Raw genomic sequence first — 13,863 nt, forward strand, 5'->3', positions numbered from 1 at the left:
TACCGGGTTATCCCACCCCGCAGCTCATCTATGCTGAAGAAGTCGAGACGGGCAGGTTGGGGTATGAAGTGCAGCACTTCGCGATGCAGTGCCAAGGCGACGTCCCTATCTTCAGAGGCCCGGTATTTCAAGTGGCTGTCGCGTCTGAGCTGGCTGATGCTCTCGAGCAGGCGTTCGACTATCTTCAGCTCCAGATAGTGAGAGAAGATTACGAATTGCCGCGGGATCACGGCGGCCGTGTCGAAGCGTATCCGCTCCGGAATGAGGTTCAGAACCGCGTTGTCGATTAGGGGCGAAAATGTCTCATTGAGCTGGAAGAAGACGCCATACCAGCCGAGCTTGCCGACTTGGTCCGCGAGACTTTTGTCTTCGAGGATATGAACTGTGGAAAGCGAGCGAAGAATACTGGTCTTGCCGCTGCCTCTCGTCCCTGCGACGAAGACCGGCTTGGCGGCGGCAGAAATCAAGGCCGACTTCTGACTGAACCACAGTATCGGGCGACTTTCGTACTCGATCCTGTTGGGGCCGAACGGATTCTCCATCTCTATTCGTCCCTTACCTTAATGCGCCAAGCCGAGTTTGCCTTCGTGAGGCCGTCTATCTCGACGAAGCGCGCCGCTTGGAGCATCAGAAGAGAGTCTTCCAAATCTAGCCCGAGCTCGGCGGAGGCGGCAATCTCAGTGATCTCGTCCCAGAAGAGTAACCCATTCCCGCGCCTGGTGGCATGGTCGCGCAGTCGGCGCATCAGGTCAAACGTGTCGTTGTTCAGAAAGGCCTTGCCGTTGGACATAGTCGAGATGAAGCAATGTTCGCCTTCCATGACCGTCCCGTCGGCGACATTGGTGCGGTAGGGTATAAGTCGGATGCCGACGAGCTCTCCCTGATCGGTCGTGAAGAAGACGAGCTCATTGAAACCTGACTGTATCTCTGGTGCTGAGATGCAGATCAATTTGCCGTCCGGAAACCTTGGATCGTTGACGATCTCGACCGGATCGGCATGTATGTGTCCATGCAGGTAGACGATAGGCTTGTTGCCCTGCAGCAGCTGAGTTCTGACAAATCCGCTGTTGAGCATCTCCGCGTATGGCGTAATGCGCGGAGTCTTTTGTGGCAGCAGATTGTGATGGCCGATCATGATGCCGTAACGCATGTCGGGCTGCTGGAGCAATTCCTGTAGGCCTGCAAGCATCTCACGCGAGATGTATGGCGTGTCCATCTGACCGTAATACTCGTCGTCGGACGCCTCCTTGTCTGGATCGCTGGGAGGTGTCGCGGGCGAATGTCCCGAGGTGTCCGGCGAGCCGAGATCTACAGGTTCTGTAGAAGGACCGAGTGCCTCGAGACGATCACGAAGGAACGCGGGAAGGTTCTGAAGCTCCCAACTGCCTATCGCTGTGTTGACGAGGATGAAGTTTGCGCCTGCGGATCCTGTCGGAAGTCTGAAGTGCACGGGTTGGTCCACGGGAACGGTCTGCCAACCCAAGCGGGCGGCTAAACTCGCCATTTCGCTGAATTTCTCAGTCGGTCCAAGTTCGCGCGCGTCATCACGGTTCACATCGTGATTTCCCGGTACGAATATCAACGGAAGCGCCTTTGAACTGCGCCCCTGTGCGCGGCAGAGCAACGTGAAATGCTGGAATGCCGAAGCAATGAAAGTCTTGTCGCCACGGCTCGTGAAATCCCCCATGAAGGCGATCGAATCCAAGGGCTTCGAAGTCGTCAGCCGCCGAAGCTTCGTCAAGACGGCACGCAGCGAAGACGCGCGTAGCTTCTGCGTTATTTTCGGAGCGAACTTGCTATCCTTGGCATCGATGTTGCTAGAGGAAGGATGCCAATCCGGATAGTGAATATCGCCTACTTGAAGGATTCGCACCCGTCGCATAACTCGCCCCCCCGCCGAGAGCCATAGACTAATCCGTTCGCTTTTGCCAAGCGCGAAACGATCATCCGACCGCATCGCCTGGAAAGCGCGTTTATCTTTTTGTTGGTAATGGAGAGGCACGACGCAATTGTGCCCCCGGTTGCTTGTCTGCCCACCAAATGGGCACTCAATCTGGGCGCATGGCTTATGATTTCTCGAGTTTGTCCCATAACGAGTTTGAGGATTTGGCCCGCGACCTCGTAGGTCGCGAGATCGACAAGCGTTTCGAGGCCTTTCCCGAGGGACCGGACGACGCGATGGATGGTCGACATGCCCTTGCCGGCGGCGACATTGTGCAGGCGAAGCACTACCAGCGGTCAGGCTTCTCGGCGCTGAAATCCAAGATGAAGAGCGAGCGCACAGCCATTGATGGCTTGGCGCCCTCGCGATACTTCCTCGTCACGTCGGCTTCGCCCGCGGCAGGCGGACACCGGCATGCGCAGCAGGATGAAGCCAGTGAGGGCCAGTAATACACGACAATAGTCATTAGGCTAGAGTACAGTCGCCTTGGGAGGCTGTTCGAATTCAATCCGGCGCTTTTCGGCATCCTTTTTTCGTTTGGTGGTGTCGATACGATATTGGTCAATTCCATCAAGATCGCTCTTCATATCGTTTGGTGTTGGAACTGGAATGGCCTTGGCGGACGCCATGTCATGTCCAGAACGCTCCGAAACTCGCTTCATGGCCCAATAGATTCGCTTGTGGTCTTCGTCCTCGACCACCACACCCTTCAGGCTCTGTGTCTTGACATCGCTGTTAAATCGCTCGACGACTTTACCGAGCAGGATTTCTTCAACGAGCCTCTCCCAGGTTTCCCGAAGATCGCTGTAGAAATCCTTCGCTGACCTTCGCCAAGCATCGGTGGTGAAATCAGTGGCGCCGTCGAAGCTCTTCAGGCGCGTCTTGAGAGTCTCGATGCGCTTCGTGACAGACTGTGCGATCCACGGCTCGTCAGTTTCGCTAATCAAGCCAAAACCGGCAGATTCGGACTTGTTGATGTAGTTTCGAACAAGGGGAATCGGCGGATTGGCCTGCGCAGCTGCGTCAACCACCTCGTTGAAGAACAGAAGATTATGGGTGAAAATAATAATCTGACGTCCTGTGGCCGCTTCTTTTACGAGCCTTGCCGCGACCCGCCTGATCCGAACATGGTCGAGAGATGACACGGGGTCGTCGATGATCATGCCTTGACGCGATGTGTCTCCTCCGACCTCGGCTAAGAAACAGGCCAGGGCAAGCGCGCGCTGCTCTCCTTCGCTTAAGACCTTGCTGTTTGAGATCGCTTTTGCCGCGTTGAGCCCGACCTCGAAATAGCTCTGCCCATCTTGACTACGATCATTAACTGCGAACGGGATGTGCGTTAACGCCAGAGTCTCAATCTCGGCGACGACGCGCTTTTCGAGATCCTGCATGACGAGGCTTCGTCGAAGCGACGTCATCTGCCGTGACACCGAGCCTGTTTCGACAGCATCGCAGCATGAGAGAAGCTTGCGCCGCTCTTCGAGATTCGCCAAGCGCGCGAGAACGATGGTGAGATCGTCGCCCAGTTTTTTCCGATCCTTGAGTGTATCGCGACGAGCTCGATCGGTAGCGCGGTTCCCGTCGTCGGCCGCTGCCTTGTCGTCCGTCAGCGCTTCGGCCTCTAGCGCCTCCGCCTCCGTTCGGAGTTTCGATGCAACTGGCGCCGCAAGTTGCGGGAACGCAGCGTACTCGGACAGCGCAGCCGCAACGACAATTGCATCACGCCTTTTACCTGCCTCGACATAATATGCCGAGATCAGGGCCACCATCGCCTTGCGTGCGGCGGACAGATCGCCAAACTCTCCGAGAGCCGCCTCAACCGCCTCCCCGGTCGCAATGGTGAGTCCTTTGATTTGGCGCAGGGCCTCTTCATGGGCAATAGATGCGACTTGCGCCGCCTTATTTGCGGCGCCCGTTACGAAGTCATTGAAGGATTGGATCCGCCCCGCGGCGTCCGCCGTCATCGGCTCCTGGCAGAGCATGCAACGATCGCCTTCCTGATCTGGCAAGTGCTGATGATCGATGCCAGTGACGCTCGCTAAATAGGCTCGTGCATGGTCGAACATATACCGCCAGGGAGAAAGCCCAACGCCGCTCAACGGCATAGTCGCGAACGCTCCTGAGGCGGCAAGTTGTGCAGCCTGCGCTGTAGAATCGGCTGTTGCATATAGATTGCGATAAATCTCGAGGGCCGCCGCTGAGAGAGCCGCGTCGATCTGTTCAGATGCAGTCAGCAGTTTTTCCAAGGCCGCCTTGGCACGCCGACGCTTTGTCGCCATCGTTGAAGGGTCGCTTGCCAGAGCCTGTTCGAGGCCAGCGAGATCAGCCATGTCCTGCTCTGAGAGGGCAGCGAGGTTTTTGATTTCGGCTGCGGAAGGCATCACGTCCTTTGACTTGATTTCGAGACGAGCCAGCAGCTTTACGACCGCGCCGGCAGCTGTGTACCCACTCGGCAATGGTGTCTTTAGGTTCTTTTCGATCGCTTTGATTTCTTCCCGGAAGTCGGCTTCGAGCTCGGTGCGGTGACGTCCATGGCTTTCGAGAAGCGCGATGGCTGCGGGCAGAAAACCGATACGGTTTTGCTTATCGACGTAGAGGCGAGCGTTCGCGGAGTCGAAAACGGAGATCCGTGCAATTGACGCGGGGGGCAGCGTTCCGTCCTTCCAGGTTATGGGGGTCGGTTCCGTAGCACCCTCTTCGAGAAACCGGACAAGCACTTCGGCTGGCGGTTTGGTGCCGATCTCGAACACGTTGCCAAGAAGATCATCCGCCGTCAGACTACGGCAAAGCTTCTTCGCGATCCGGCAATAGCCGCTCTTTCCGCTTCCATTGTCGCCGTAGATAATGGTGATGCCATCGGTGGCGAAACGCAGTTGCTGCTCTTCGGCGAGGCGGTTCAAATGCTTGACGGGGCCGAGTGAGCAAAGCACCGCGCGCGGCTCGTTCGAACTGTTGGCCCTCAAATGCTCCGCCGAGAGCGGAGAGCATTCGGGCAGATCAGCGGTAAATCCACCGACGTGGCGGACCCGAGCTGTTACACCGGCCTTATCCTCCTGCTCGAGGTTGAAGCCCGGCCGCGCGGCGTGTCTTCTTAAGGCATCCCTAATCCAGTCGGGCTGCTTATCCGCCCATTCCAAAAGTCCAACCTCGGCCATTCCTGCCCCCCGAATCTTACCATCATTATACTTATTGATTAGTCCAGATTCGATGAATTCGCTTGTCTGGACAAATTTTCCTCGCGATCGCACATAGAGTGCTGGAGATGTACCCAATAAATGACCTCCCCCCGCGCCGCTAGGTCAGCAAACAAATGCTTCAGCGATCAAACGTCTCCACAACGACATCAGCAATCAAAGGCATTGGACCGCGCGCACGAATTTAGGTAGCCGGCAACGCGTACGAGGAGATAGAGCTGGAAGTGCGTGCCTTTCGATAGTCTATGGGCGGAATTCGACCGCCTCACCGATAGGCCGATCGAGGTTCGCCGTCACTGTCGGGCTGGGTCCGAGTCCGCGATAGGCGCCACGACAGCGCTCGCGATAGGCGCGCAACGCTTGGTCCATGGCGCCCGGACCGCCACACATTTGCGGATGACGTCCTGCCCGTCTTGGGTTTCAGCAGCGTGCGCCGGCGCTCCGATTTCCGCGACTTTTGGATCCCCTCCAATCGTGACGACCGATTATCGCCTGTCTCCATTTCGACCGTTATCTGGGCGGTAACACTTTTAGAAATCTATGCTGCTGGACATAAGCGGCGACCATACCGAGAATTTACTTTCAAATTCTGGCGGCAAAGTTCTATCGTAAATGAAAATAGGGGATGGGGTATGGAAACGAGTTCGGAGACTGGCGATGCTGCCGGTATATCAGCCGCGCCCGTAATAGAAGTCGTGGCGGACATCGCCGCCAGCTTTACATATGCGTCCTTCCAAAATGCTATTCCGGTGATCCGGTCTATCGCGCTCAACAACCCGACCCAGCAGGGTTTCGAAAAATGCACTCTCGAGCTGACATCGAACCCCCCTTTTTTGCGCGCCAAAAGCTGGACAATTGATCGGATCGTTGCTGGCGACCGGCTTCCCTTAAGCGATCGAAAAATCGATCTCGACGCCGGCTATCTGGCCGGTCTCAACGAGGCTGAGCGCGGGGAGATAACGTTGCGCCTAACCTCAGGAGGCGCAGTGCTGGCCGAGCAGCGCGTTGCGGTGCGCCTGCTTGCCCGCGACGAATGGGGTGGCGTCGTCGATATGGCGCAATTGCTCGCCGCATTCGTCATGCCGAACGACCCGGCGATCGCAGGACTGCTGCGTTCCGCAGCGGAGCTGCTCGCAGCGCATGGTCATCCTTCCAGCCTCGATGGCTATCAAAGCGGCAATCCGCAACGCGCATTCATGCTGGCGGCCGCAATTTATTCGGCCATTGCTGGCCTATCGCTGCATTATGCAGAGCCACCTGCGAGCTTCGAAAGCCGCGGCCAAAAAATTCGACGTCCCTCAATTATTACGGCAGAAAAGCTGGCAACCTGTCTCGATACCAGTCTGTTATTCGCGTCCGCCCTGGAGGCGACGGGCTTGCATCCCGTCGTTTTGATGTTTCAGGGACACGCGGCCGTCGGCGTCTGGATGACACAAAGGACGCTCGCCAACGCCATTGAACCCGATGCCATGGAGGTCCGCAAGGCGCTGGCATCGCGCGAACTCATCGTGTTTGAGACGACAGGCGTGACGCATCGGCCGGCGATGACGTTGGAGGCTGCCCAACACGCAATCGAACAGCGGCTCGACGAAACGCAGGTAGCCACCTTTGTCGCAGCCATCGATATACGCCGCTCGCGCAGCGGCGGCATCACACCGCTTGCTTCGCACGAACCGACGCGCCGCAGCGTGGATGCAGAGGCGGCAACCGAAATCGCGTTGCCGTTGCCAGCCGCACCGGCCGTGGTAGCCCTGCCGGTCGAGATCGTCGAGGTAAAGCCGACGACAGCGGCCGGACGGATCGACCGCTGGCAGAAAAAGCTCCTCGATTTGACACTGCGGAACCGCCTGCTCAATTTTCCGGACTCCAAGAAGACAATTCCGTTTCTTTGTACTGACGTCGGCTACCTCGAGGACCGTCTGATGGCAGGCGCTTCGATCCGGCTGATTTCGCTCCCCGAACAGAATCCACTGGGCGAGCGGGATGCTGTCCTCTATCGCGAGGTGCACGGACGTGACCTCCAGCGTGGCTTTGCCGCGGAAGCGCTTCTGCGCGACGAGCTCCCGTCGACGCTCGATGGGCGTCAATTGGAATCCCGGCTGATCGATCTTTACCGGCAAGTGCGCAACGATTTTGCCGAGGGCGGCGCGAATACGCTCTTCCTGGCGGTCGGCTTCCTGCGCTGGAAGAAGAAGGCCGAGGACGAGCGCAGCTATCGCGCGCCATTGCTGCTCGTACCGGTCAAAATCGAGCGCCGCAGCGCAACATCGCATTTTACCTTGCGCTTCCATGAAGATGAACCGCGATTCAACGCAACCTTGTTGCAGTTTCTCGAACGCGACTTCGAGCTCAAACTGCCACAGTTTTCCGGTGAGCTGCCCGAGGACGAAAGCGGCGTTGATGTGCCGAGGCTGCTCGGTCTTATGCGCCAGGCAGTGCGCGACGTCCCCGGCATGGAGGTGGTGGACGAGACGGCGCTGTCGACCTTTTCCTTCGCCAAGTTTCTCATGTGGAAGGATCTGGTCGAGCGTACCGATGCGCTGCGCGAAAACCGTGTCGTGCGCCATCTGATCGACACGCCGGAGATAGCTTTCGAGGGCAATGGCGCATCATTCCGCGACGAGCGCGAACTCGACCGGCACTATGCCCCGTCCGACATGGTTTTGCTGCTGCCGGCCGACTCCTCACAGACCGCCGCAAGTCTTGCCGCCGCTGAGGGTCGCGATTTTGTCATCATCGGTCCTCCCGGCACTGGCAAGAGCCAGACCATTGCCAACATGATTGCCAACTGTCTTTCAGTTGGCAAAACCGTGCTGTTTGTGGCCGAGAAGACGGCGGCGCTCGATGTGGTGTATCGCCGCCTGCGCGAACATGGCCTGGGCGCGCATTGTCTCGAACTCCATTCCAGCAAGGCGGACCGACGCAACTTTCTCACCCAGCTCAGGATCAGCTGGGAAAGCGGCGTGCGCGTGGACGCAGCGGAGTGGATTGCGATCAACGAGCGGCTTCGCGTCCGTCGCGACGAACTGAATGCCTATGTCGAAGCGCTGCATCGGCACCATGTCAATGGTCTGACGCCTTATCTGGCGCTCGGCATCGCTCTCAAGAACAAGCGGCAGCACGCTCCGAGATTGTCCTGGCCATCGCGCGATTCCCATGACGAGGCAAACCGGCTGGCGCTGGAGCATATTGCCGCCGAAACAGGTCTCGCATTTCAGTCGGTGGAGATGCGGTCGGTCTTGCGTCTTATAGATGTCACCGAGTGGACGTCAGGCTGGCAGGACAATTTGCTCGAAGGGGCAAAGACCCTCAAGAATGCGTCCGAGGTTCTAGCGACCGCACTCGACGCCTTCCTGGTGAGCATCGGCCTGCGCGCCAAAGGCGACGCGTCAAAAGCGGAGCTCGAAGCGCTGCGAAAACTAGCAGCGGCACTCCAGGACAGTGCCGGCTATGACGTCAGCATTGTCTTTGATCGAGATTTCGCCCAGTTGCGGGGAGCCCTCGCCACTCTCAATGAGGCAATCGGAGACTATCGCAAGTCTCGCAAGGACCTGTCGGCCCGCTATGACGAGGCTGCCGTTGCGCGCATACGGGTGGAGGACATAGAGCAGCAATGGCAGCAGGCCGCTTCTGCATTCTGGCCAAACAGTCAGTTGGGCAAACGCAAAGTCCAGAAGCTGCTTCAAGGCTATGTCACAGAGGGGGTAGCCGATCCTCAGCACGACTTGCTGCTGTTGCGCCTGATGCAGGACCGCCGGGCCACTGTCGAAGCCAACATCCTATCTGGGAAGCCGATCGGATTTGCCGCACTTGATACCGACACCCACCGTATCGATCAGATACTCTCGATGGCCGAAAGGCTTCGACAGACGCTACGCCTGCCCGGCCTCGGCACGGAGGATTTCAAAGCGCTCCTGCAAGCAACCGCCCCGAGCCTGCGAAGCGGTGCAGCAGATAGCACGATGCGCTATGGGGCAGCCCGCTTCCTTGCGGCTTCTGCAGCATTCGAGGCTGCCAAGACCCAATTTGCGATCCCTGCTGGAAAGACGCCTTCTTGGGCAGAACATGATAACCCGCTGACCGAATTGACGACTGCGATGGGAGACTTGCTCGACGCCCGTCATCTTCTCCGGGACTGGACTTCGTGGTGCGGCATTCGTCGCAGGGCTGTCAGTCACAATCTGGGAGCGTTGGTCGACGATATCGAGGCGGGTCTAGTGCGACCAGCTGAAGCTCAATCCGCGTTCCGCCTGGCCTATGTACGCTGGTGGCTGCCGGCCACGCTGGATGCCGATCCGGTGCTGCGGAATTTCCGTCGCTTCCAGCACGAGCACGCCATCGAAGATTTCCGGGAAATCGACGATCTTGTCCGCGCTCAAGCAAGCCTTCGCGTCATCAGTGCCATCGCTCATGGTTTGCCGGCTGTGCAAGGCGTCCCGCGCAATTCCGAGTTGGGCCTGTTGCGCCATCAGATGGAATTGCAGCGGCCCAGCCGGTCAATCCGCGAGATGATTGGCGCGATGCCGACGAGCTTTGCCAAGCTCGCGCCGTGCATGCTGATGTCCCCTCTTTCAATCGCTCAATATCTACCGCCCGACCAAGCCCTGTTCGACGTGGTGATTTTCGACGAAGCATCGCAGATCACCACCTGGGACGCCGTCGGTGCCATCGCGCGAGCCCATCAAACCATAATCGTAGGCGATCCCAAGCAGTTGCCGCCCACCAATTTCTTTGGCCGCAACGAGGAGGACGAGGAAGTCGTCGAACACGAAAAGGATCTTGAGAGCATTCTCGACGAAGCCAAAGCGGCCGGCATCCCGGTACGTGACCTGCGCTGGCATTATCGTAGCCGCAATGAGTCGCTGATCGCCTTTTCCAACCATCACTACTATCAGAACCGGCTCATCACATTCCCTTCGCCAACGGTGGAAGATCGGGCAGTTCAGCTGCGAAAAATCACGACCGGCATCTATGACCGTGGCAAAAGCCGCACCAATCGAATCGAAGCCCAAGCGGTAACCGACGAGGCGGTCAGCAGGATGCGGCGTTGGCTGGCCCTACCGGAAAAGGACCGACCCACGCTCGGAGTCATCACTTTCAACGCGCAACAGCAGTCGCTCATCCTCGACCTTTTCGACAAGGCACGCCAGACAGAGCCGGAGCTTGAATGGTTCTTTGCCGACGAGCGTATTGAGCCCGCCATCGTCAAGAATCTGGAAAATGTCCAAGGGGACGAGCGTGACATAATCCTGTTTTCGATCACCTTTTCGCAAGATAATGCCGGCAAGCGCAGCATGGATTTCGGCGCGCTGAATCGGGACGGCGGCGAACGCCGGCTGAATGTCGCGGTGACGCGTGCGCGGCAGGAACTGATCGTATTTTCAGGTTTTGCCGCCGACCAGATCGACCCCAACCGAACCAAAGCGATCGGCGTACAGCATCTCAAAGCCTTTCTCGATTTTGCCGAACGCGGCGCTGTGGCATTGCCAGCGCAGGAACGCGGATCGGTCGGAGCCCTGGAATCCCCTTTCGAGGAGGCCGTCGCTGCCGAGCTTGAGAAGCGCGGATGGACCATCGTTCCTCAAGTCGGCATTTCGGGCTTTCGAGTGGATATAGGGATCCGGCATCCCGATCTCGCCGGCGCCTATCTGGCTGGGGTCGAATGCGACGGCGCGACCTATCACAGTTCTGCCACGGCGCGAGATCGAGACAAGGTCCGCGAGCAGGTCCTGCGCGGCCTCGGGTGGAACATTGTCCGGGTATGGTCAACCGATTGGTGGTTTGATCTCGAAGGTTGCACCGAGAGGCTTCATGCCAGCCTGGCCGCGCTGCTCGAGGAAAGCCGTCGCAAACAGGCTGAACAACAGGAAAGTGAAGCCGCGATCCATTGGGACATGGGACATAAGGTCGACCCCATGGACCCATTGCCAGCCGAAGACCTAGCATCGGCCGGCGAACCGGAACATCCGTCGATAAAATCAGAGCCAGAACTTGTCGCCGCTCCCCTCGCGACGGGAGAGCGCCCATCGGCATCTGCAGGAATTTTGCCTGCGGCCGCGCATTCGACGCATGATACCGTACCGACGGGCGGCCGTTATCGCCTGACTGATCTAACCGGATTTTCCACCAGCCCGGATCAGTTTTATGACTTCGTCTACCGAGGCACGCTGCGGTCCATGGTCGACGCGGTGATCGAGCAGGAAGGACCTCTGCGAGATGACGTCCTTGCGCAGCGCATCGCACGGGCGCATGGCTGGCTCAGAACGGGCAACAAGATTCGGGAGCGGATCGACCTGCATCTGCGCGAGTTCGATAGAACTGAAGAATCCAGCGGCAGCTTCCTATGGAAGAGAGGGACGGTGGTCGACCTGCTTGATTATCGCATGCCGTTCGATGCCGATGCCCGCCGGTCCATTGCCGACATTCCAATCGCCGAGCTGGCCGCTGTCGTCGTTGCGAACGAGGACATTCTGGAACAGTCCGACCCCGCTCTCGACCTTGCACGTCTGCTCGGTGTCGAGCGACTTGCGGCGATTTCACGCTCCCGGCTGGATGAAGCCATCGATCGCGCCCAGCGCAACCTGGCATCGACATAGTCTCGGAGACTCCATGTTTCGATTCATCCACAGCTCCGATCTTCATATCGGCAAGCGGTTCGGCAACATGCCAGAGGATCTGCGCGGGCGGCTCCGTGAAGCGCGCCATGGCGCGATCAGCCGGCTGGCAGAGCAGGCACGCGTCCATGGTGCATCCACCATACTTCTGGCCGGCGATACGTTCGATACCGAAACGCCCACTCCAGCGATGTTGCGGCAGGCCATGGCCGAGATGAGCCAGAGCGCGCCTCTGCGCTGGATATTGCTGCCTGGCAACCATGATTCCCTGTTGGCTGATCAATTGTGGAGTGCAGCGGACAGCGTTGTGCCGGACAATGTCCTGCTGGCGACGCGGCCCGAAACCCTGACCATTGGCGCGGACGTGGCGCTGCTGCCTGCACCTTGCACCACCCGCAGACCCGGTCGCGACCTTACCGAGTGGATGAACAGCGCCGCGACGCCGCAAGGCGCCATCCGGCTCGGCCTTGCTCATGGCGCTATTCAGAACTTTTCCGAAGATTCAGCAGCGTCCGATGTCATTGCACCAGATCGCGCGACTAAGGCCGGCCTCGATTATCTGGCACTTGGCGACTGGCACGGACCCGTCACCATCAATGAGCGCAGCCGTTATAGCGGTGCGCCCGAACCTGACCGTTTCAAGCATGATACACCCGGTCAGGCCCTTGTCGTTTCCATTGCCGGGCCTGGCGCCGTGCCCGAGATCGTGGCCGTTGAAACAGCTAGCTTTTCCTGGAAAACCGCTCCCCTGCATCTGCTGTCTGGCGACGACAGCGCCGCGGCATTTGAAGCGTTGCTTCCACCGGCTCATCTGCGGCGTCAGACTTTGCTGCGAATTGCCGCGTCTGGCCGGGTGCGGTTAAGTGGGCGAACGATCCTTCAAGCGGCGATCGCGGTAGCCGCGCCCGACTTCGCCTATCTGGAACTGGACGGGGACGGGCTCGCGACCGACTGCGAAAGTGGCGATTTGGATCGGATCGACCGCTCTGGTGCCCTTCGCGAGGCAGCGCAGGCACTGTTGGATGAAAGCAGCGACGAAACCCGGTCGGCTGTCGAACGCGACATATCGCGAGAAGCACTGGTTCGGTTGTTCAGCTATTGCGAGGCGATGGGATCATGAAACTTACGGCCCTTCGGCTCCACAACGTCAAACGGTTCGCCGGGCAAGGCGTCGCCATCGAAAACATCGGCGACGGCGTCAACGTGCTTTGCGCGGTCAATGAGTTCGGCAAATCAACCTTCTTCGAAGCGCTGCACGCACTCTTTTTCCAGCCTCACACGGGCACACCCGAAGGCGTGCGACTGTTGCGGCCTTACAGTGGGGGCAATCCGGTGGTGGAGGCCGACATCACCACTTCAGAAGGACGCTATCGACTTGCCAAGCAGTTTTATGGCGGCAGGCTGGCCAGCGTTATTGACCTCGACGGCGGGCGACTGTTGGCTCAAGCCGATGAGGCCGAAGCCTTTATCGGCAAACTAATCCATGGCGGAAGCGCAGGACCGGCAGGATTGCTCTGGGTTCGCCAAGGGGTCACCGGCATCGAAAGGCGCAGCAAAAGCGAGGAGGACGGCGAAAAACGCGTGCGCGAAAGCCTACTGTCCTCGGTTCAGGGGGAAGTTGAAGCCCTGACCGGCGGGCGACGCATGGCCGAAATCGCCGCGGCATGTGAAGAAGAACTCTATAGCCTGGTTACGTCAACGCTGCGTCCCAAGAGCGGCGGTCTCTATGCGGCAGCGCTCGACGAGCGTGACAAGCTGGTGAAAGACGAGCAGCGTCTCAGCGCCGAAGTCACCGGTCTGCGCGATTCGCTCGACAAGCGGCGCATGGCGTTGGCGCGTCTGTCTGAGCTTGAAAACCCCGAAGAAGGCGCCACTCGGCGGGAAGCCATCTCGGCCGCGGAAGCCGCAGTCGAGGCCGCCAAATCGCACAGCGAAGCCTTGAAAGCCGCCGAGGCGGAAGCTGCCCTTGCCGCAATTCACCACGACGCGGCGCAGCAGGCCCTCGATAGTTTTCGGACCGCGCTCAAACGAGCCACGGATTTGCGCCAGCAGTCGACGATTGCGCAGCTTCGCCGCAGTGAGGTTCTCGATCGGCGCGCTTCTGCCATTGCCG

The 13,863-nt window shown here is 58.9% G+C and carries 7 protein-coding genes; 4 read left to right on the plus strand and 3 right to left on the minus strand.

All coding sequences use genetic code 11. The features are described from left to right. The coding region (locus EN750_RS02945; RefSeq protein WP_145967375.1) for a hypothetical protein at positions 1 to 542 on the minus strand (542 nt) is incomplete at its 3' end. 2 nt (positions 543 to 544) lie between these two features. Next, positions 545 to 2,002 (minus strand): metallophosphoesterase, encoded by a 1,458-nt coding sequence (locus EN750_RS02950; protein ID WP_126057628.1) that lies wholly within the window; start codon positions 2,000 to 2,002, stop codon positions 545 to 547. Positions 2,003 to 2,106: 104 nt separating this feature from the next. Between EN750_RS02950 and EN750_RS02955 the strand changes: the two genes are divergently transcribed. Next, entirely contained in the window at positions 2,107 to 2,391 is a 285-nt protein-coding gene (locus EN750_RS02955) for a hypothetical protein (RefSeq protein WP_185928960.1), read from the plus strand. Between the two features lie 21 nt (positions 2,392 to 2,412). On the opposite strand, the gene EN750_RS02960 is transcribed toward EN750_RS02955, so the two are convergent. After that, a complete protein-coding gene (locus EN750_RS02960) occupies positions 2,413 to 5,097 on the minus strand; it encodes an AAA family ATPase (RefSeq protein ID WP_126063811.1) in 2,685 nt (894 codons plus the stop codon). A gap of 671 nt (positions 5,098 to 5,768) precedes the next feature. Here EN750_RS02960 and EN750_RS02965 point away from each other — a divergent pair. The 3 genes from EN750_RS02965 to EN750_RS02975 all read left to right on the plus strand — a co-directional run. Then, on the plus strand, positions 5,769 to 11,732 hold the full coding sequence (locus EN750_RS02965; protein WP_126057627.1) for a DUF3320 domain-containing protein: 5,964 nt from the start codon (positions 5,769 to 5,771) through the stop codon (positions 11,730 to 11,732). 13 nt (positions 11,733 to 11,745) lie between these two features. Then, on the plus strand, positions 11,746 to 12,870 hold the full coding sequence (locus EN750_RS02970; protein ID WP_126057626.1) for a DNA repair exonuclease: 1,125 nt from the start codon (positions 11,746 to 11,748) through the stop codon (positions 12,868 to 12,870). Further along, positions 12,867 to 13,863, plus strand: a 997-nt coding sequence (locus tag EN750_RS02975) for an ATP-binding protein (protein ID WP_145967377.1), incomplete at its 3' end; no start/stop codon positions are given. The genes EN750_RS02970 and EN750_RS02975, both read left to right, overlap by 4 nt.

The organism is Mesorhizobium sp. M7A.F.Ca.ET.027.03.2.1 (assembly GCF_003999175.1).
Taxonomy (GTDB): Bacteria; Pseudomonadota; Alphaproteobacteria; order Rhizobiales; family Rhizobiaceae; genus Mesorhizobium.